The sequence below is a fragment of the Mesorhizobium ventifaucium genome (genome assembly GCF_935822925.1).
In the GTDB taxonomy this organism is placed as follows: Bacteria; Pseudomonadota; Alphaproteobacteria; order Rhizobiales; family Rhizobiaceae; genus Mesorhizobium; species Mesorhizobium ventifaucium.
Genome location: NZ_CAKXZS010000012.1, coordinates 24,828 through 43,412 on the forward strand (window position 1 = coordinate 24,828; position 18,585 = coordinate 43,412).

Here is an 18,585-nt window from a genome sequence, read left to right on the forward strand (position 1 = left end):
CGAATTCCTGGTGTGGTTTCGCTTGCTGACGTTGGCGCTGCCCCTCACCTGCCTGCCGGCATCCTCTCCCCGTACAGTGACGGGGAGAGGGAAGTTTTCATCAACGATTTTGCCAACCACCAGCGTTGCAAGCAGGATGCCGCGGCCAGCCTCTCCCCGTCACTATACGGGGAGAAGTGCCCGGCAGGGCGATGAGGGGCAGCGCCAACTCCCATAATGGTCGAAGGGGACGAGAACTGATTTTTTACTCATCCGAGGCCTGCGGGTAGTCCACAGCAACGAGGAAAAGTCCGTCGGGCGGCGCCACCTGGCCGCAGGCTGCACGGTCGCGCGCGTCGAGCGCCGCCTTCAGGTCGGCAATTGTCCAGCCGCCTTCGCCGATGCGCTTCAGCGAGCCGACCATCGAGCGCACCTGATTGTGCAGGAACGAGCGCGCCGAGGCTCGCACTTCGATCACATCACCCAGCCGACTGACATCCAGCCGGTCGAGCGTCCGGACCGGGCTGTCGGCCTGGCACTGGGTCGAGCGGAACGTGGTGAAATCATGCCGCCCCAGCAGCACCTTTGCCGCCTCGTGCATGGCCTCGGCGTCGAGCCGCTTCGGCACCCACCAGATCTTGCCCTTGTCGAGCGCCGCCGGCGCGCGCCGGTTGACGATGCGGTAGAGATAGTGGCGGCCGATCGCCGAGAAACGCGCATCGAAGCTATCCGGCACCACAGCCGCCCTGAGGATGGCGATGCGTGCCTTGGCCGCTTGCAGATGAGCGTTGACGGCATCGCGCACCTTGTCGTCAGGCCATGCCCTGACGAGATCGACATGCGCCACCTGACCGGTCGCGTGGACGCCGGCATCGGTGCGGCCGGCGCCGCGCAGCGAGACCTGTTCGCCGCAGAATTTCTCGATCGCCTGCTCGATCGCCTGCTGCACCGAAGGCTGGTCCGCCTGGCGCTGCCAGCCGGCATAGAGGCTGCCGTCATATTCGATGTCGAGGCGAAAACGCGGCATTCCTAAGCAGGATGAGGTTAGGCGGCGAGCGCGGTGCCGAAAGCCGAAGCATAGAGCAGCTTGCCAGTCTCAGGCGCTTCGCCCCACGCGAGCGCCTGCAGCGCGTCGCCCTGGTACTCGCTTTCGAAGTTTTCGGCGCGCGCGTGACTGTAGCCGAAGCGGCCATAATAGGCGGGATCGCCAAGCACAACCGCCAGCACCTCGCCGGCGTCCTTCAGGCGGATATGCGCCTCGCGGACCAGCGCACCGCCGATGCCGGTGCCATGGAATGACGGCTCGACCGCCAGAGGCGCGAGCGCCACCGCGGGAAAGTTCTTGCCGCCGTTATGCACGAAAAGCCGCGAAAACAGGATATGGCCGACCACCTGTCCATCTTCTTCCGCCACCAGTTCGACGACGGCATCGCCGCCGCTGACCAGCGCGTCGACCAATCCGGCCTCCGCCTGCTGGCCGAATGCGTGTTCCTCGACGAGGCGGATCGCCTCGCGGTCCCGCGGTGTTGCCGCGCGTATTGACATCATGCTCATGAGAATTTCATTCCTTTTTCGAGCTTGGCCCCGCGCAGAAACTCCTGCGCGGCAATGGGCCTTCCGCCCGCACGTTGAACTTCGACCAACCTGATCGCGCCTGACCCGCAGGCGACCGTCAGCCGGTCATCGAGAATTCCTCCCGGCTCGCCGGCGCCATCTGAAAGCGTCGAGCGAAGCAGTTTCAGCCGCTCCAAGCGGCCGCCAATTTCGATCTCGCACCATGCGCCGGGAAAGGGCGACAGGCCGCGAATATGATCGTGGACTTCGCCAGCAGGCCGCCTCCAGTCCACGCGCGTCTCCGCTTTATCGATCTTTTCGGCGTAGGTCACCCCCTCCGTCGCCTGTGCAGTAAATGTCAGGGCATCCCGTTCCATTCGTGCCAGCGCTTCCGCTATCAGCGCGGCACCAATGTGCATCAACCGATCGTGCAGTTCGCCGGCCGTCATATCGGGGCCGATGGCGCATTTTTCGACCATCGCCACCGGGCCGGTGTCCAGGCCTTCTTCCATCCGCATCACCATCATGCCTGTCTCGGTATCGCCGGCCATGATCGCACGCTGGATGGGAGCGGCGCCGCGCCAGCGCGGCAGCAGCGACGCGTGACCATTGAGGCAGCCGAGCCGCGGCGCCTCGAGAATCGGTTTGGGCAATAGCAATCCATAGGCGACGACCACGGCGACATCGGCCCGCAAGGCGCGGAACGCCTGCTGCTCGGCCTCGCTTTTCAGCGACACCGGCGACCGCACCTCGATGCCCAGCCGCTCCGCCTCGCGCTGCACCGGCGACGGCGTCAGTTCCAGCCCGCGGCGGCCGGCGGCGCGCGGCGGCTGGGTGTAGACGGCTTCTATCTCATGTCCGGCATCCGCGATCGCCCGCAGCGTCGGCACGGAGAATTCGGGCGTACCCATGAAGATGACGCGCAAGGGCATTTTTGAGCCCTATCCCACCAACTTGCCCGGCGCCTTGTTGCCGGACTTGTCCCTGGCGAGCTTCTTGAATTTCTTCACCACCATGTCGCGCTTCAGCTTCGAGATGTGGTCGATGAACAGAACGCCGTTGAGATGGTCGATCTCATGCTGCAGGCAGGTCGCCATCAGCCCTTCGGCCTCGATCTCCTGCAGCTTGCCGTCGCGATCGAGATATTTCACCCGCACGGCGGCAGGGCGCTCGACCTCGGCATAGTAGTCCGGGATCGACAGGCAACCCTCCTCGTAGACCGAGCGCTGATCGGCGTTCTCAATGATCTCGGGATTGATGAAGACATGCGGCGCCGGCGTCTCGTCTTCCTTGGCGAGGTCGATCACCAGCATGCGCAGCGGTTCGCCGATCTGGATCGCCGCCAGGCCGATGCCCGGCGCATCATACATGGTGTCCAGCATGTCATCGGCGAGCTTGCGCAAAGCGCCGTCGACGCGCTCGACCGGTTTCGAAACCTGGCGCAGGACGGGATCGGGAAGGATGATGAGCGGCTTGATCGGCATGGCGTCTCACCTAAGACCTCGCACGAAAAGCGTCAACCGGGGCAGTTGCAGCACCGTTCACGTTTTGATCTGTGCCGTCAGACCGAATCATCTATGCTGTCTGATATGAACGACCTGACCACCATCCTATCCGAACCGATTGCCCGGCTCGGTGCCACCACGATCACCCTCGGCCACGCACTGACATTCGGCGCGGTCCTGTTCCTGGGCCTGTTCGTGGCGCTCGTCGTCGCGCTCTGGCGCTCGGCCAAGGCGCGTGCGGTGGCTGCCGCGGAAGCCGCCGACCACGCCCGCGACGCCGAGGCGCGGATGGCCGGCATCTTGGCAAGCCAGGCCGAGATGCAGGGCCGCATGGGCGCCATCGCCGAAGTGTTCGGGGCGCGGCAGGCCGAACTCACGCAGTCGATCGGCCAGCGTCTCGACGCGATGACCGGCCGTCTCGGCCAGACCATGACCGAGCAGACGAAATCGACGCATGAGAGCCTCGCCAAACTGCAGGAGCGGCTGGCGGTCATCGATACAGCGCAAGGGAACATCCAGTCGCTCGCCAGCCAGGTCGTGCAACTTCAGGCAATCCTCTCCAACAAGCAGACGCGCGGCGCCTTCGGCCAGTCGCGCATGGAGGCGATCGTCGCCGATGGCCTGCCGCACGGCGCCTATGAATTCCAGGCGACCCTGTCGAACGGCAGCCGGCCCGACTGCCTGGTGAAGATGCCGAACGGCGCGCCCGCACTTGCCATCGACGCCAAATTTCCGCTGGAAGCCTGGAATGGCATCCGTGCCGCCGAAGGCGCCGATTTGCAGAAGGTCGCCGCACAAGCGTTCCGGCGCGATATCGAGGTGCATGTCCGCGATATTTCCGAAAAATACCTGATCCAGGGCGAGACGCAGGACACCGCCTTTATGTTCGTCCCGTCGGAATCGGTATTCGCCGAGATCCACGAGAATTTCGAGGGAATTGTCCACAAGGCGCACCGCGCCCGCATCGTCATCGTCTCGCCGTCGCTGCTGATGCTGTCGATCCAGGTCATCCAGGCGATTCTCAAGGACGCCCGCATGCGCGAGCAGGCGCATTTGATCCAGGGCGAAGTCATCCGGCTGATGGAGGACGTCTCTCGCCTTGACGAGCGGGTGCGCAAGCTGCAGAGCCATTTCGGCCAGTCGGCCAAGGATATCGACGATATTCTGGTCTCGACATCGAAGGTGACCAAGCGCGGCCAGAAGATCGAGGCGCTGGAGTTCGGCGCGCAGCCGACGGAGGGCGACGCCGGATCGGCCGAGACGACACACGGGGCCGGCGCCAGGGCAGAAGCGGGTGCGCGCGTCGCCGACTCCAAGACAGGTCAGCTGAGACTAAGGGTGGTCGAAGGCGACGACTGAAAGGCTACTGCTCCTCGACGATCATCGTGCCTTCGAACTCCGGCAGCCAAGGCAGCGCCGAGCGGTGCCAGATCTGTTTTCTCGGGATCAGTTGTTCGCGCTGCCGCGCCGTGCCGACCCTGATGCCGTAGACTTTCGGGCCGTCGCCAACCGACGTGGCATAGAGGTGCGAACCGCACTCGCCGCAAAAGGCCTGGGCGCGCCTGGCGCCGCTCGATGCTATCTTTATGTAGATCTTCGGCGTGCCCTTGGTGATCCGGTAGTGGTCCTCCGGCGCCGGCACGGTCACGCGGAAGGCCGTGCCCGTCAGTTGCTGGCAATCGGTGCAGTGGCAGATACTGGTCTTTTCCGAATCGACTTCCGCCTCGTAAGTGATGGCGCCGCAATGGCACCCGCCGTCGATCTTCATCTTCATTCCTCCCAAAACCCGTTCGGCAATGCTAGAGCGAGGTGCGCCCGTTTGGACACATAGTATGGTGCGGCGAGCGCCGCGTAGATCACTTTTCGGGACCCGCCATGGTGTGCTGCCTCGTTTCAATGCGCTGTGAGCCTATCGATCCATGCGCCGAAACTCCACACGCAGCACAACGCACGAGCTCTCCAGTCGTTCAAAGCGATACGCCAAAGCCCTAGAGAGTCGGACAGTGGCTTTGGGCGTTCCTTCTCCCCGCGGGAGAACAGTCCGCAGTTGGCCGGGCGCCGAAGGACACGCTTCGCGGGACACTTTCTTTTCCGACGCGCTCTCCGGCCGCAGAAGCCTCAACCTTGCCAGAGGTGAACTTCTGACCCCTGAGCGGCTATCGCGGAGCGCATTCCGGGCCACTTTGCTACATCCCCTTCACTGATTCACTGCCCGTCTAGCGCCAGAATGCGAAATCCGCTGTGAGGGTGGGGCTTAGCAACAATCGCTCAAGGTCGGTGCGCCGTTGCAGGGCTGACGTGTTTTCATCGAGCCAAGACTGACGCTGGTACCGTGCCGGGAATGAGCTATAGTTCAGATACCAATCACTGCCGGGCGCTTGCACAATGGCTGGACTGGGTGAACAGATTGCGCGTGAGCAGCGCACCATGGGACCGCTCCTGGTGGCGGCAGTGGTCATCGGCCTTATAGGTCTGCCCGTCGCAGCCTGGCTCGATCTCCGAGACCTATCGGAACGGATGCTGCGCACGCAAGCCAGCGAAATCAGCCGGATCATCGACGAAATGCGCGGATTCTACGGCAGCGAAGTCGTGGGGCGCGTGCTGCAAGCAGACGACGCCGTGACCGCGACGCACAACTACCGGGACGTGCCAGGCGCGATCCCTATTCCAGCAACCCTCTCGATCGAACTCGGCAAGCGCATCAGCGCTCACGACGGGTCGGTCAAATATCGGTTCGTCTCGGATCTACCTTTCAAAGGTCGCGACCCCCACCAGCTCGATGTATTCGAGCGGAATGCAATCTTTGCTTTGCGCGCCAACCCGAGGGAGCCGATCATCGAAGTCTCGGGTTCGCTGTTTGACCGGCACGTCCGCGCCGCCGCCCCGGTTGTAATGGGACAAGTCTGCGTAACCTGCCATAACTCCCACCCGGACAGCCCCAAGACGGACTGGAAGGTAGGGGACGTCCGAGGGATCCAGGAGATATCAGTCAAGCAGCCCATCGCTGCGAACGTCCTCGCTTTCAAGTATCTGCTCCTATATTTCGGCTTCGCGGCGGCGGCGGGCCTGACGTTCATTCTCCTGCAGCGTCGGCAGTCCGCCTTGGTTCAGGGCATCAATAAGGAGCTTTCCGAGGCAAACGACTTCCTGGCCGCGATCTCATTGAAGATCGCCAAATACCTCTCGCCTCAAATTTACAAAAGCATCTTCAGCGGCCAGAAAGACGTCACCATCGCGACCGAGCGCAAGAAGCTCACGATCTTTTTCTCCGACGTCAAGGATTTCACGGCGATCGTGGAACGGCTCCAGCCCGAGGACCTGACGGTTCTCCTCAACGAGTTTTTCACCGAGATGTCGACGATCGCGCTCAAACACGGCGCCACCGTCGACAAGTTCATCGGCGACGCGCTTCTTGTGTTCTTCGGAGACCCCGAGACGCAAGGCGTCGAGGAAGACGCGAGAGCCTGCTTGCGCATGGCTGTCGACATGCAGCGTCGGCTGGAGCAGTTGAACAGGGTGTGGCGTGACCGCGGAGTTGAACGGCCCTTCCAAGCTCGCATGGGCATCAACACGGGCTATTGCAATGTTGGGAACTTCGGTTCCGATGATCGGATGGACTACACGATCATCGGAGCCGAAGCGAACTTGGCGGCCCGTCTGCAGTCGATTGCCGAGCCCGGCGGCATCTGCCTCAGCTATGAGACTTACGCGCTCGTCCGCGACCTTGTCCGAGCGCGTCCGTTAGCACCGATTGCCATGAAGGGGATCAGCCGGGAGGTCGTCCCCTACGAAGTCGAGGGCCTCCTGGGTGAACTGGCCCAGCGCCCTCAGGTCATCAGCGAGCACGCGACCGGCCTCGACCTGTTCCTCGATGTTGAAGCAATCGACGAGAACGGGGTCGAGCGGGCGAAGAAACGACTTTCGGAGGCGCTCCTGGCCTTAACCATCCGAAGCAAGCCCGCCGCTTTTTAGGTTCTTGAACGTCTGACCGCATTTGAGACTTTGGCAAGCGCCACTACAGTGCAAGCTAATCTATGTAGGCCGCCTCTAAAAACTGTCCCCCTGTCAGGGCGCCTCTATGCGCAGCGTCATCTCGTCGAGTGCTGCTTCTCCAAACTCAAGCAGTTCCGGCGGGTCGCAACACGCTTCGAGAAAACCGCTCGCAATTACCGCGCGTTGTCACTCTCGCGGCTATGCCTTGTGATTGCGCTAACTCTCCACACGGCCTAGTCGACGATCTCGTTCGTCCAGACCTTGAAACCGGCCAGCGTGCCGGGCCCAAAAATATGGGTCAGCGGCACATCGGCAGCATCGCGGCCGGAGGCGATCAGGATACGGCCGATGCGCGGCGCATTGTTGCGCGGATCGAAGGCATGCCAGCGGCCGCCGAGATAGACCTCCATCCAGGCGGCGAAATCCATGTCCGACCAGGGTTTCGGCAGGCCGATGTCACTGATGTAGCCGGTGCAGTAGCGCGTTGGGATGTTCAAGGCGCGGCAGAAGGCGACGGCGAGATGGGCGAAGTCCCGGCAGACGCCGCTTTGCTCACGGTAGGCCTCAGCTGCCGTGCGCGTCGGCCGCGCGTTGCCGTAATTGAAGCTGATGTGGTTGTGGACGAAATCGCAAACCGCCTGCACGCGTGGAATGCCGAGCGGCGTGTGGCCGAACAGCCGCCACGCCTCGTTCGCCAGCACGTCGCTCTCGCAATAGCGGCTCGGCAGCAAGAACAGCAGCGTCTCGGACGGCAGGTCGCGCACCTCGTGCTGCCACGCCATCAGATCGCCAATCTCGAAGCTTCCGGGATCGCGGATCACCGCGTCCGTGCCGAAGGTAAAGCGTCCGGGCGGGGCGACAAGACGATTGCACCAATTGCCGAAACTGTCGCGGTAGCTCTCGATCGGCACCGGTGGATTCGAAGTCAGGAAATCCGGCCGCTCGAGATCGGACGCGCGGGAATAGTGAACGTTGAGCATCGCAATCAGCGGCGTTTCCTGCGGAAAGTCGAAGCTCATCTCGCAGCCGATATGGATTCGCATTGTCGTCCTGACCGGCCTGCCGGATCATCACCCGGCGAAGGCGCGGGCTGTTGCTGCAGTGCAAAAAAGATCATCGCACGGACCGGCGCGGTTTACGAGCGAATTAGAAACGATTGACAGCCGACGGCTGGCGCCGGCGCCAGATAATGCCTCTTGCGGTCGGGCGTTTCTCTTGGTTCATTCGCTTGCCACAATTGGAGGAACGAATCATGGCTAAAGGTGCGATGAAGGCGGGCAAAGAAGCCCGCAAGCCGAAGAAGGACGCGAAGAAACCTGCCGCTGCCCCGACCCTGAAAGCGCCGCCCGTCAAGGCGACCAAACTCAAAGACAAGTGAGCCTCGGCGTTTCGGCGCAAGGTCATGACCGACGGCATTTCAGGGCCATCGACATTCAGCGATTGGTCGGTCCTGAAGTGCCGTCGGCGCTGGTGTTGATTGAGCACCCGAAATTTCCATATCAATGCGGCGAAGACGACTTCGCGCTTTGCGAAAAGACCGGGACGACCCGCAATCCAAAGGAGCGTTCCGATGTCGTGGATTCTTCTCTTCTTCGCTGGGCTGTTCGAGATCGGCTGGGCGATCGGCCTCAAATACACTGACGGCTTTTCGAAGCCGCTTCCGACCGTCCTGACGGTTGTTTCGATGGTCGTCAGTCTCGCCTTGCTCGGACTGGCGCTAAAGACGCTGCCGGTCGGCACGGCCTACGCGGTGTGGACCGGCATCGGCACCGTCGGCACGGCGCTGCTCGGCATCTGGCTGCTCGGTGAGCCTGCGACCGCGATCAGGCTGGCCTGCATCGCACTCATCGTCTGCGGCATCATGGGATTGAAGCTCGCGACCTAACGCGCCGAATACATGCGACGCGCTTCCGGTTCCTGTTTCAAGGCATGTCGTTATCGCAAAACCGCTGCGCACTCCCTGGTCAGGCCCGAGCGCATGCTTTTGCGCGACATGCATTAGTTTGCTGCAAGGCCGCAACCCAAACGCCTTCGGGGCCGCTGCAAGGCGGCCCTGAATTTGATTAGTGAATCGCGCTGTAGGAGCGCTAGCGAGCGGAAAAGCCTGGAGGCGCCCTGCCGGTGCGCTGCTTGCGCGCCGCATAGCGCGCGTCGCGCTTGGCTTTGCGCTCGGCCTCGTCGGCAAGCAAACGAGCGATGCGCTCGTTCTCTTCGGCTTCCCGGATCTTCGCTTCCGCCTGTGCCGCTTCTTCCGCAGCGATACGCGCCGCTTCGGCAGCAGCTTCGCGCTCGGCCTTTTCGGCCGCTTCGCGCGCCAGCTTCTCCTGCTTCAGCCTGGCCTTTTCGGCCTCACGTATCGCACGAGCTTCGAGGATCGCCTTGCGTTCGGCCTGTCGTGCCAGCACTGCCGGATCGTCTGCTGCCGGCTTTGCCTTGAAGCGCTCGAGAAGCGCCTTCTTTGCCTCGTTTGCGGCATTGCGCCGCTCGAAAACGTCTTTTTCCCTATAGATAGCCAAGTCCACTTCCCTGAAGTCAATTTGCGAGGCTTACATACGCGTGAAAACCCAGAGTTCAAGCGCCAAAACGGTATGCCAGCCATGAAATTCTGAGCTGTTGCAGTCGGGAGACGCCTTTTCGGCTGAATTCGGCCGAAACGGACATGCACTGTTCACCATCCGACCCTCTGGCGGTGCGGCGGACTGGTCGCTACCTGTAGCGCGAAAAACAAAACACCAGGATGACACATAATGGAACTCGGTCTCTACACCTTCGCCGACGTCAGCCCGGAACCAGGCCTAGGCGCCATCGGTGCGCATGAGCGTCTGCGCAACCTGATCGAGGAGATCGAGCTGGCCGACCAGGTCGGCCTCGACGTGTTTGGGTTGGGCGAGCATCACCGTCCCGATTATGCGGCTTCAGCGCCGGTCGTAGCCTTGGCCGCGGCGGCCGAGCGCACCCGGCGCATAAAGCTGACCAGCGCGGTCACCGTGCTATCCTCCGACGATCCGGTCCGCGTGTTCCAGCAGTTTGCGACACTCGACCTTCTATCCAGTGGCCGGGCCGAGATCATGGCTGGGCGCGGCTCGTTCATCGAATCCTTTCCGCTGTTCGGCTACAATCTCGAAGACTATGACGAGCTCTTTGCCGAAAAGCTCGATCTGCTGCTTGCCGTTCGCGATCATGTCAAGGTGAGCTGGTCGGGCAGGCTGCGCGCTGCGATCAACGATCGCGGCGTCTATCCCCGCCCGTTCCAGGACAAATTGCCGATCTGGATCGCGATCGGCGGCACCCCGCAATCCGCCGCGCGGGCCGGCGCGCTCGGCCTGCCGCTGGCGCTGGCCATCATCGGCGGCGAGCCGGCGCGGTTCGCGCCGCTGTTCGATATTTACAGGGAGGCGGCCAAACGGGCGGGCAACGATCCGGCGGGTCTCGCCACCAGCCTCAACGTGCACGGCTTCATCGCCGCGACCACCGACCAGGCGGCTAACGATTTTTATGGGCCGCAGGCCGAGGTGATGAACCGCATCGGGCGCGAGCGCGGCTGGGGCCCGACGTCAAGAGCGCATTTCGACCAATCGCGCGGCCCGAACGGCGCGCTGTTCGTCGGCAATCCCGAACAGGTGGCCGAAAAGATCGTTGCCCAGCACAGGATATTCGGCAACGACCGCTTCCTGCTGCAAATGGCGATCGGCACCATGGCGCACGCCAAGATCATGAAGGCGATCGAGCTCTACGGTACCAAGGTGGCGCCGATCGTGCGCAAGGAAACGGCGAAGGCAATCCCTGCCGTGGCAGCGCAGGCCTGATTCTCCGACCAGGCCGTAGGGCTAAGGTCATCATCGACGCCGGCTAACGCATCGGCCCGAAAATCGGGATCGATTTTCGGAAAGCACGATGCGTAGACATAAGTGTTAGAGCGCACGTTGTGCCTCCAAGTGGACGCACGTCGCTCTAACGGAACTTTGAAGCCGTGAAGGCGTTTCCGCCCACGGTCTACGCCAATCGCGGTGTGCCGCCGAGGGCCAGAATGAAAGCCGAACCAGCCGCTCCGGGCGCAGGCGATGCCGATAGCCCGGATCCGTTCGCCGAGGCGCGTGCGGATACCCATCTGATGCGGTCGCTGCTCGTTGGCATCTTCATCCTCATGGCGATCTACGCGCTCTACTTCGCCCGTGCCTTCTTCATGCCGGTCATTCTGGCTTTCCTGCTGGCACTGACGCTGACGCCGATCGTCCGCTTCCTGCGCAAGCATGGCATGCCCGATGTGATGTCGGCGACGTTGCTGGTGCTGCTGTCGTTCTGCGTCATCGCCGTCGCAGGGTATCTGCTCAGCGGCCCGGTCATCGACCTCATCAACAACACTTCGGTGATCGGCCAGCAGCTTGCGGAACGTCTGGCGCAACTGCGGCGTCCGTTCGAAAGGATCATTGAGATTGCGCGGCAGATAGAGGGACTGACGCAGACCTCCCAGCAGCCCGGCATTCAGAGGGTAGCCATGGCGCCATCGGGCATTCTCTCGCAAGCCGCCGGCAATGTGCTGTCGGCCGGCACCAGCATCACCATCGTCTTCGTCCTGTCGCTTTTCCTGCTCGCCTCCGGCACGATGTTCTATGAGAAGATTGTCCAGTCCTTCCCCAGTCTCAGCGAAAAGAAGCGGGCGCTGCGCGTCGTCTACGACGTCGAACGTGAAATCTCGCACTATCTGCTTACCGTCACTGTCATCAACGCGAGTCTCGGCACGGTTATCGGGCTCGGCCTGTGGGCCCTCGGCGTGCCCAACGCCCAGGTCTGGGGCGCGGCAGCGGCTCTGCTTAATTTCCTGCCCTATATCGGTGCGCTGATTACGATCACGCTGGTCACCGTCATCGCGCTGATCAGCTTCGAGACGATCTCCTATGCGCTGCTGGCGCCAGCCTTCGTCATTTTGTGCGACGTCATCGAAGGCCAGTTCGTGACGCCGACGGTGGTTGGCCGCCGCCTCGAGATCAATGCAGTGGCAATTCTTATCGCCATCGCCTTCTGGTCCTGGTTGTGGGGTTTCGTCGGCGCACTGATGGCGGTGCCGCTGCTGGTCGTCATCAAGGTGTTCTGCGACCACTTCGACGGGCTCAGCCATGTCGGCAATTTCCTGGCCGCGCAACATACGGCGGTTGAGGACGAAGAGATCTCAGAAACCGGCACGGCTGCGGGCGTATGATCCGAGAAGCGGGACAGGCTCCGGAGGGGGTCCCTCGGATTCAAAATGCCAGAGCGTCCTTTGCGCCTGGTTTGACGCGCGGCGTCTGTTCAATTTTTTGAATTTGCGGCCGTCGCGGTCGGTTCCTACATCCCTCCCGTCCACAGGATCCCCGCCCATGACCGCTCTTTCCGTTCTCGACCTGTCGCCGATCGTCGAAGGCAGCAACGCCTCGCGATCGCTCGCCAATTCGCTCGATCTCGCCCGCCATGCCGAGCGGCTGGGATACAGGCGCTATTGGCTGGCCGAGCACCACAACATGCCGGGCATCGCCAGCGCCGCCACCTCCGTCGTCATTGCCCACGTCGCTGGCGGCACCAGGACGATACGCGTCGGCGCCGGCGGCATCATGCTGCCGAACCATTCGCCGCTGGTCATCGCCGAGCAGTTCGGCACACTTAACGCGTTGCATCCAGGCCGTATCGACCTGGGCCTCGGCCGGGCGCCGGGCACCGACATGGGCACGGCGCGCGCGCTGCGCCGCAACCTCGAGGCAGGCGCCGACAGTTTCCCGCAGGATGTCGTCGAGCTGATGGGCTATTTCCAGCCGGCAGAAGACGGTCAGCGTATCCGCGCCGTGCCCGGCGAGGGCGAGCAGGTGCCTATCTGGATTCTGGGCTCAAGCCTCTATGGCGCGCAGCTAGCCGCCATGCTCGGCCTGCCTTACGCTTTCGCCTCGCATTTCGCACCGGCCGAACTCGACCACGCACTGGATATCTATCGCTCGCGCTTTCAGCCGTCGAAGCAGCTCGACAAGCCCTATGTCATGCTCGGCCTCAACGTGTTCGCTGCACCCTCCGACGCCGAGGCGCGGCTGCTGTTCACTTCGCTGCAGCAGGCCTTCGTCAATCTGCGCACCGGCCGACCCGGCCGACTGCCGCCGCCGGTCGAGGGATATGAGCGCGACCTCGACCCGATGGCCAAAACCATGCTTGGCCAGGCGCTGTCCTGCGCCGTCGTCGGCGCTCCTGGAACGGTCAGGCAAGGCATCGAGGCGTTCGTGCAGCGCACCGGCGCCGACGAACTGATGGTTACCGCGCAGATTTTCGAGCACGCAGCGCGGGTGCGATCCTTCGAGATCCTGGCCGACGTCCACAAATCGCTGTCGGAAGCGGCCTGATGGTCTTTGCGAGACTGCGAAGGCGCGTCACGCGCTGATGCTCTGTGCGATCGCCCCCAAGGGCGCCCCCAGTGGCCGGCATGAATTGCGGATCATCAAGCGTCCCTTGAGCGTCAGCTTGCGCGGCGGCGCGTCCCTGTTTCCGGCGAGCCGGTCGAGCAGCAGATTGGCCGCCTGCTCGCCGATCGCCTGCACCGGCTGGGCGACCGTGGTCAGTTGCGGCTGGAACACGTCCGACCACGGAAAATCGTCGAAGCAGGCAATCGAAATGTCCTCAGGGCAGGACAGTCCGATATCGCGGATCGCCTTCATGGTGCCGATCACCATCGGGTTGTTGGCCGAGAAGATCGCGCTCGGGCGGTCGTGCAGCGAAAGCAACTGCATCGTCGCGTTATAGCCGTCGACCTCGTGGAAATTGCCGAAGCGAACAAGCTCGTTCTCGACCGGCAGGCCGGCGGCCTGGAGCGCCTCGCGATATCCCGTCACGCGGTCATGCATGGGCGAGATGTCGAACGATCCGGAGATGTAGCCGATCCGCCGATGGCCGAGATCGACCAGATAGGTGATGGCGTCGAACACCGCGCTCTGGTTGTCGAGGACGACGGTGTCGGTATCGACGCCTTCGCAGACGCGGTCGAGCAGCACCACCGGCACGTTGGCGTCGTCGACAATTCTCTTCAGAATCGCGCCGTCGCCGACGCGCGCAACGATCAGGCCGTCGACCATCCGGTCGAGCAGCAGCCTGATCTGGTCGTCCTGCGTGTTCAGGTCCTCGTCCGTGCAGCACAGCATGACGGCATAGCCGGCGCGGTCGAATGCCTGCTGGATGATCGAAACGACATCGGTGAAGAACGGGTTGGTGATGTGTGGAACGGTCAGCCCGATGGTGCGGGTCGTGCCCATCTTCAGGCTGCGGGCGATCGCGTTGCGCTTGTAGCCGATGTCGAGGATCGCCTGTTCGATGCGCTGGCTGAGCTCGGGACTGACGGTTGCGGTGCCGTTGATCAGCGCCGAGACGGTGGCGACCGAAACACGCGCCGCTTCAGCGACGTGCAGCATGGTCGGGGCCGTGGACTTTCGCTGCTTTTTTCGCCCTGACGCCATCATTTTCGAAACGTTTCATCGTCCTCTGGCTGCAGTACCTACGGAATCCTGCAGATTTGCGCAAGAATTGAAATGCATCAATCCCGCCTCGCCAGATAGCGACTTGACATGTTCGAAACGTTTAGATTAGCGTTTGAGATGTTCGACGACAACGGAAGGGAGGCCGTTCTTGTCATGGAGCATGGCAATTCCATCACGTGCGGAGATGCCGCCGACCGCTCGGCTGTCGTTCTGAGCGCCGAGCACATCTCCAAGGCGTTCGGTGGCATCGCCGCACTTGTCGATGTCGGCTTCGACCTGCGGCGCGGCGAGGTCCATGCGCTGATGGGGGAAAACGGCGCCGGCAAGTCGACGCTGATGAAAATCCTCTCCGGCATCTATACGGATTACGACGGGACGGTGAACGTCGATGCCCATTCGGTCCGTTTCGCCGGGGTCCGCGACGCCGAGTATGCCGGCATCGCCATCATCCACCAGGAGCTCAATCTCGTCCCCGAGCTCAGCGTTGCGGATAATATCTTCCTGGGGCGCGAGAAGCTGATCGCCGGACTTATCGTCGACCGCAAGGCAAGCAGCCATGCCGCCGGCGCGCTGCTGCAGAGGCTCGGCATCGAGCTCAACCCGGAGGCGCGGGTCGGCAGCCTGCGCGTCGGCGAGCAGCAGCTGGTCGAGATCGCCAAGGCACTGTCGATGTCGGCGCGCATCCTGATCATGGACGAGCCGACGTCCGCGCTTTCGCCGGCCGAATGCCAAAGGCTGTTCCGGATCATCCGCCAGCTCGCCGACAGCGGGGTGGCGATCGTCTACATCTCCCACCGCATCGACGAGGTCATGCATCTGGCCGGCCGGGTCACCGTGTTTCGCGATGGACGCCACGTGCTGACCGAGGCGATGGCAAAGCTCGACGAAGATACCATCATTTCGGCGATGGTCGGGCGAAATCTGCTTGCCTCTTCCCAGGAAGAGCGTGGCCCCGGCGGCAAGGTCGTCCTCTCCGTAAGCGGCCTATCGCTGTCGAAACCAGACCGCCACGGCTGGCGCACCGCGCTCGACGGCGTCGGCTTCGATCTTGCCGCCGGGGAAATTCTGGGGATAGGCGGGCTGCTGGGCTCGGGACGCACCGAAATCCTGGAGACCATCTTCGGCTCCAGCGGCGGACGTGCCGGCGGCGAAATCCGGCTCGATGGCGAGCCGGTGGAAATCCGATCACCGCGCGACGCCCGCCGGCTCGGCATCGCCCTGGTGACGGAGGACCGCAAGACGCAAGGCCTGCATCTTCAGGCCTCGATTACCGACAATGTCGCGCTGCCGCTGGTCGGCGCGCTGGCGCGGTTCGGCCTTCGCTCGCGGGCCGCCGAGCAAGGCTTGGCGCGGCACGCGGTCAAGGCGCTCGGCATTCGCTGCGGGACCATCGAGCAGCCGGCCGGCACACTGTCCGGCGGCAACCAGCAGAAGGTCGTCATCGGCAAATGGCTGGCAACGCGGCCGCGGGTGCTGTTGCTGGACGAGCCGACACGCGGCATCGATGTCGGCGCCAAGCGGGAAATCTACGATCTCATCTTCAAGCTGGCGCGAGATGGCCTCGCCATCGCCGTCATCAGCTCGGAATTGCCGGAGCTGCTGCATCTTTCCGATCGCATCCTGGTCATGGCCGACGGTTGCCAGACGGGAATCCTGTCGCGCGCGCAAGCCAGCGAGGAGGCCATCATGCGGCTCGCGGCGCCGCGCCGGACCATGACGAGGCCTGCCGCATGAGCATCTTGAACATCCTGTCCCGGACGAAGCTCTATTGGGGCCTGATCGCCATCTTCCTGATCGGCGTGCTGGGCTCGCCGATCAGCTCCAAGGGCAACAACATCTTTCTGTCCTACGGCAATCTGCTCGATGTGCTGCGCCAGGTGTCGACCACCGGCCTGATCGCCACCGGCATGACGGCGGTGATCATCACCGGCGGCATCGATCTTTCCGTCGGCTCGCTGATGGCGATCTGCACCGTGGTCTGCGCCATGCTGCTGACGGTTCCGGGCGTCACGCCGGCGGTGGTGCTGGGGGTGCCGATAGTTGCGGTGGTCGCCCTTTGCCTCGGCATCCTGGTCACCCGCTTCATCTTCCTGAACATCAGAAAATCCCACGCCGGCTCACAGGCCACCCACGCCATCAGGCTGGATAGCGTTCGTGGGCTGGTCACGCCCGGCATTGTCGGAGTGATTCTCTGCAGTCTCGTGCTGTGGTACCTGCTGCCGCAGGTCGGCTCGAAATTCGGCGTGCTCGGCGTGTTGCTGGTGGCGCCTTGCGTCGGCTTGCTGTTCGGCGCGCTCAACGGCTTCATCATCGTTGCCGGGCGGCTGCAACCTTTCATCGTCACCCTGGCGATGATGGTGACAGCGCTCGGCATCGCCCGGCTGACCGCCGGTCAGAACAATGCGGTCCTGCCGGTCTACACCGGGTCGAACGCCACCGCCGATTTCGAAATCCTGCGCTCGCTGGTGTTCGGCGTGATCCCGATGCCGGGCCTGTTCTTCCTCGGAGCGATCCTGATCTACGGCGCAGTGCTGCGTTTCACCCCGTTCGGCCGCTATGTCTACGCAATCGGCGGCAATGAAGAGGCGGCGCGGCTGTCCGGCATTGCCGCCGGCCGCGTCAAGATCGCCACCTACGCCGTATCCGGGCTGCTGGCCGGCGTGGCGGCGGTGCTTTATGTCGCGCAATACAGGCAAGGCAAGCCGGATGCCGGCGCCGGGCTGGAACTCGATGCCATCGCCGCCGTGGTCATCGGCGGCACCAGCCTGATGGGCGGGCGCGGCAGCCTCACCGGCACATTCTGCGGCGTGCTGATCTTCGGACTGCTCTCGAATATCCTGCAATTGCACAACATCAATTCAAACCTTCAGCTCGTGCTTAAGGGGATGATCATCATCGGCACCGTGCTCGCCCAGGAGCGCAATGCCGTTGATCTTCTCTTCTATCTGCGCCTGGTATTTGCGCCTCTCTGGGGCGGGCAGGCGCACAAGGAAACGACCGCGGCAAAGCGGCCGTCAAAAGAGACCCCGTCTCTAAATCTTGGAGGAAACAAGAAATGAAACGACGTGAATTGTTGAAGCTTGCCGCTGTCACCGCGGCGCTGCTGACCACGACCGCCCTTTTAACCAGCGGCAACGCCTACGCGCAGGACAAGAAGTGGAAGATCGGCTTCTCGCAGGTGACGACCATCGAGCCGTGGCGCGCCCAGTTCAACAAGGACATCCTGGCTGAGGCCGCCAAGCATCCGGAAGTCGAGCTGATCATCACCGACGGCGAGGACAAGACGGAAAAGCAGGTCGCCGATGTCGAGAACCTGATCCGTCAGGAGGTCGATGCGCTGCTGGTGTCGCCGAAAGAATCCGCGGGGTTGACCGGCGTCGTGCAGCAGGCGATCGACGCCAAGATCCCGGTCTTCGTGCTCGACCGCAACGTCGAGACCAAGGACTATACGCAGTTCGTCGGCGGCGATAACAAGCTGATCGGTCGGGCTGCCGGTGAATACGCCGTCGAACTGCTCGGCGGCAAGGGCAAGGCCGCCGGCAATGTCGTCGAGATATGGGGCGGCATGGGTACCCAGCCGGCGCATGACCGCCATGACGGCTTCCATGAATTCACCGACAAGGAGCCGGGCATCAAGTACCTGCTCGACAAGCAGTCGGGCGACTGGAAACAGGACCAGGCCTACAACATCATGGCCACGGCACTGCGCAACAACGAGAAGATCGACCTCGTCTATGGCCACAACGATCCGATGGCCTACGGCGCCTACCTTGCCGCCAAGGATGTCGGCCGCGAGAAGGACATCAAGTTCATCGGGATCGACGGCCTGCCCAATGAAGGCGTGCAGCTTGTTGCCAATGGTGAACTGACGGCGACGTTCACCTATGTGACGCCGGGTGCCGAAGGGCTGCGGCAGGCGATCAAGTTCCTGAACGGCGAGAAGGTCGAAAAAACCATCACGCTGCCTACGCAGAAGATCACCAAGGAAAATGCCGCCCAGATCCTGAAGGAGCATGGGCTCTGAGACACCGGAGACGGTGGCATGAGGGCATAGCGTAGCGCCGCCCCCCATC

18 protein-coding genes and 1 pseudogene are annotated in these 18,585 nt (G+C 62.9%); 11 read left to right on the forward strand and 8 right to left on the reverse strand.

The genetic code is table 11. The features are described 5' to 3' along the window. Positions 1-244: 244 nt before the first annotated feature. The 4 genes from truA to def are packed head-to-tail and all read right to left on the reverse strand — an operon-like array spanning position 245 to position 3,017. Positions 245-1,006 (reverse strand): tRNA pseudouridine(38-40) synthase TruA, encoded by a 762-nt coding sequence (gene truA / locus NMG70_RS11125; protein ID WP_254024560.1) that lies wholly within the window; start codon positions 1,004-1,006, stop codon positions 245-247. A gap of 17 nt (positions 1,007-1,023) precedes the next feature. Continuing rightward, positions 1,024-1,533: a GNAT family N-acetyltransferase gene (locus NMG70_RS11130; RefSeq protein WP_254024561.1), complete on the reverse strand. Its 510-nt coding sequence runs from the start codon at positions 1,531-1,533 to the stop codon at positions 1,024-1,026. Beyond that, complete coding sequence (gene fmt / locus NMG70_RS11135) at positions 1,530-2,465, reverse strand: methionyl-tRNA formyltransferase (protein ID WP_254024562.1); 936 nt, start codon at positions 2,463-2,465, stop codon at positions 1,530-1,532. The genes NMG70_RS11130 and fmt overlap by 4 nt, the downstream gene beginning before the upstream one ends. A gap of 9 nt (positions 2,466-2,474) precedes the next feature. Beyond that, positions 2,475-3,017 carry a peptide deformylase gene (gene def / locus NMG70_RS11140; protein WP_254024563.1) on the reverse strand — a complete coding sequence of 181 codons (543 nt, stop codon included), beginning with the start codon at positions 3,015-3,017 and terminating at the stop codon, positions 2,475-2,477. 105 nt (positions 3,018-3,122) lie between these two features. Here def and NMG70_RS11145 point away from each other — a divergent pair, with 105 nt between their 5' ends. Further along, positions 3,123-4,397, forward strand: coding sequence for a DNA recombination protein RmuC (locus NMG70_RS11145; protein ID WP_254024811.1), 1,275 nt, complete (start codon positions 3,123-3,125; stop codon positions 4,395-4,397). A 4-nt stretch (positions 4,398-4,401) separates the two neighbouring features. Here NMG70_RS11145 and NMG70_RS11150 read toward each other — a convergent pair whose 3' ends face one another. Beyond that, complete coding sequence (locus tag NMG70_RS11150; protein WP_254024564.1) at positions 4,402-4,806, reverse strand: GFA family protein; 405 nt, start codon at positions 4,804-4,806, stop codon at positions 4,402-4,404. Positions 4,807-5,423: 617 nt separating this feature from the next. Here NMG70_RS11150 and NMG70_RS11155 point away from each other — a divergent pair. Together NMG70_RS11155 and NMG70_RS11160 are read left to right on the forward strand one after the other, a co-directional pair. Beyond that, complete coding sequence (locus tag NMG70_RS11155; RefSeq protein ID WP_254024565.1) at positions 5,424-7,010, forward strand: adenylate/guanylate cyclase domain-containing protein; 1,587 nt, start codon at positions 5,424-5,426, stop codon at positions 7,008-7,010. 87 nt (positions 7,011-7,097) lie between these two features. Then, positions 7,098-7,268, forward strand: a pseudogene (locus tag NMG70_RS11160) (hypothetical protein); the annotation flags it as partial. Here the strand turns inward: NMG70_RS11160 and NMG70_RS11165 are convergent. Beyond that, complete coding sequence (locus NMG70_RS11165; RefSeq protein ID WP_254024566.1) at positions 7,265-8,074, reverse strand: transglutaminase-like domain-containing protein; 810 nt, start codon at positions 8,072-8,074, stop codon at positions 7,265-7,267. The pseudogene NMG70_RS11160 and the gene NMG70_RS11165 sit on opposite strands and share 4 nt — an antisense overlap. A gap of 209 nt (positions 8,075-8,283) precedes the next feature. Between NMG70_RS11165 and NMG70_RS32650 the strand changes: the two genes are divergently transcribed. Together NMG70_RS32650 and sugE are read left to right on the forward strand one after the other, a co-directional pair. Continuing rightward, positions 8,284-8,409 carry a hypothetical protein gene (locus tag NMG70_RS32650; RefSeq protein ID WP_023801558.1) on the forward strand — a complete coding sequence of 42 codons (126 nt, stop codon included), beginning with the start codon at positions 8,284-8,286 and terminating at the stop codon, positions 8,407-8,409. 192 nt (positions 8,410-8,601) lie between these two features. Then, entirely contained in the window at positions 8,602-8,916 is a 315-nt protein-coding gene (gene sugE / locus NMG70_RS11170) for a quaternary ammonium compound efflux SMR transporter SugE (protein WP_254022176.1), read from the forward strand. Between the two features lie 202 nt (positions 8,917-9,118). Here sugE and NMG70_RS11175 read toward each other — a convergent pair whose 3' ends face one another. Beyond that, complete coding sequence (locus NMG70_RS11175) at positions 9,119-9,547, reverse strand: DUF6481 family protein (protein ID WP_236368518.1); 429 nt, start codon at positions 9,545-9,547, stop codon at positions 9,119-9,121. 231 nt (positions 9,548-9,778) lie between these two features. Between NMG70_RS11175 and NMG70_RS11180 the strand changes: the two genes are divergently transcribed. The 3 genes from NMG70_RS11180 (at position 9,779) to NMG70_RS11190 (ending at position 13,387) form a co-directional block, all read left to right on the forward strand. Then, positions 9,779-10,837: an LLM class flavin-dependent oxidoreductase gene (locus NMG70_RS11180; protein ID WP_254024567.1), complete on the forward strand. Its 1,059-nt coding sequence runs from the start codon at positions 9,779-9,781 to the stop codon at positions 10,835-10,837. Between the two features lie 221 nt (positions 10,838-11,058). Further along, positions 11,059-12,228 carry an AI-2E family transporter gene (locus tag NMG70_RS11185; protein WP_254024568.1) on the forward strand — a complete coding sequence of 390 codons (1,170 nt, stop codon included), beginning with the start codon at positions 11,059-11,061 and terminating at the stop codon, positions 12,226-12,228. 157 nt (positions 12,229-12,385) lie between these two features. Further along, positions 12,386-13,387, forward strand: a complete 1,002-nt coding sequence (locus NMG70_RS11190; protein ID WP_254024569.1) for an LLM class flavin-dependent oxidoreductase — start codon at positions 12,386-12,388, stop codon at positions 13,385-13,387. Positions 13,388-13,414: 27 nt separating this feature from the next. On the opposite strand, the gene NMG70_RS11195 is transcribed toward NMG70_RS11190, so the two are convergent. Next, the gene (locus tag NMG70_RS11195) at positions 13,415-14,446 is read right to left on the reverse strand and encodes a LacI family DNA-binding transcriptional regulator (RefSeq protein WP_254024570.1); all 1,032 of its coding nucleotides are present in this window, start codon (positions 14,444-14,446) and stop codon (positions 13,415-13,417) included. A gap of 219 nt (positions 14,447-14,665) precedes the next feature. On the opposite strand from NMG70_RS11195, the gene NMG70_RS11200 reads away from it, so the two are divergent. The 3 genes from NMG70_RS11200 to NMG70_RS11210 are packed head-to-tail and all read left to right on the forward strand — an operon-like array spanning position 14,666 to position 18,536. Then, complete coding sequence (locus tag NMG70_RS11200; RefSeq protein WP_254024812.1) at positions 14,666-16,246, forward strand: sugar ABC transporter ATP-binding protein; 1,581 nt, start codon at positions 14,666-14,668, stop codon at positions 16,244-16,246. Next, positions 16,243-17,571 carry an ABC transporter permease gene (locus NMG70_RS11205; protein WP_254024571.1) on the forward strand — a complete coding sequence of 443 codons (1,329 nt, stop codon included), beginning with the start codon at positions 16,243-16,245 and terminating at the stop codon, positions 17,569-17,571. The genes NMG70_RS11200 and NMG70_RS11205 overlap by 4 nt, the downstream gene beginning before the upstream one ends. Then, entirely contained in the window at positions 17,568-18,536 is a 969-nt protein-coding gene (locus tag NMG70_RS11210) for a substrate-binding domain-containing protein (RefSeq protein ID WP_254024572.1), read from the forward strand. The genes NMG70_RS11205 and NMG70_RS11210 overlap by 4 nt, the downstream gene beginning before the upstream one ends. Positions 18,537-18,585 lie beyond the last annotated feature (49 nt).

What these genes read in the sequence shown, in the direction of transcription:
- truA (WP_254024560.1), bottom strand. Translation starts at nt 1,006, where the DNA reads ATGCCGCGTTTTCGCCTCGACATCGAATATGACGGCAGCCTCTATGCC.
- NMG70_RS11130 (WP_254024561.1), bottom strand. Translation starts at nt 1,533, where the DNA reads ATGAGCATGATGTCAATACGCGCGGCAACACCGCGGGACCGCGAGGCG.
- fmt (WP_254024562.1), bottom strand. Translation starts at nt 2,465, where the DNA reads ATGCCCTTGCGCGTCATCTTCATGGGTACGCCCGAATTCTCCGTGCCG.
- def (WP_254024563.1), bottom strand. Translation starts at nt 3,017, where the DNA reads ATGCCGATCAAGCCGCTCATCATCCTTCCCGATCCCGTCCTGCGCCAG.
- NMG70_RS11145 (WP_254024811.1), top strand. Translation starts at nt 3,123, where the DNA reads ATGAACGACCTGACCACCATCCTATCCGAACCGATTGCCCGGCTCGGT.
- NMG70_RS11150 (WP_254024564.1), bottom strand. Translation starts at nt 4,806, where the DNA reads ATGAAGATCGACGGCGGGTGCCATTGCGGCGCCATCACTTACGAGGCG.
- NMG70_RS11155 (WP_254024565.1), top strand. Translation starts at nt 5,424, where the DNA reads ATGGCTGGACTGGGTGAACAGATTGCGCGTGAGCAGCGCACCATGGGA.
- NMG70_RS11165 (WP_254024566.1), bottom strand. Translation starts at nt 8,074, where the DNA reads ATGCGAATCCATATCGGCTGCGAGATGAGCTTCGACTTTCCGCAGGAA.
- NMG70_RS32650 (WP_023801558.1), top strand. Translation starts at nt 8,284, where the DNA reads ATGGCTAAAGGTGCGATGAAGGCGGGCAAAGAAGCCCGCAAGCCGAAG.
- sugE (WP_254022176.1), top strand. Translation starts at nt 8,602, where the DNA reads ATGTCGTGGATTCTTCTCTTCTTCGCTGGGCTGTTCGAGATCGGCTGG.
- NMG70_RS11180 (WP_254024567.1), top strand. Translation starts at nt 9,779, where the DNA reads ATGGAACTCGGTCTCTACACCTTCGCCGACGTCAGCCCGGAACCAGGC.
- NMG70_RS11185 (WP_254024568.1), top strand. Translation starts at nt 11,059, where the DNA reads ATGAAAGCCGAACCAGCCGCTCCGGGCGCAGGCGATGCCGATAGCCCG.
- NMG70_RS11190 (WP_254024569.1), top strand. Translation starts at nt 12,386, where the DNA reads ATGACCGCTCTTTCCGTTCTCGACCTGTCGCCGATCGTCGAAGGCAGC.
- NMG70_RS11195 (WP_254024570.1), bottom strand. Translation starts at nt 14,446, where the DNA reads ATGCTGCACGTCGCTGAAGCGGCGCGTGTTTCGGTCGCCACCGTCTCG.
- NMG70_RS11200 (WP_254024812.1), top strand. Translation starts at nt 14,666, where the DNA reads ATGGAGCATGGCAATTCCATCACGTGCGGAGATGCCGCCGACCGCTCG.
- NMG70_RS11205 (WP_254024571.1), top strand. Translation starts at nt 16,243, where the DNA reads ATGAGCATCTTGAACATCCTGTCCCGGACGAAGCTCTATTGGGGCCTG.
- NMG70_RS11210 (WP_254024572.1), top strand. Translation starts at nt 17,568, where the DNA reads ATGAAACGACGTGAATTGTTGAAGCTTGCCGCTGTCACCGCGGCGCTG.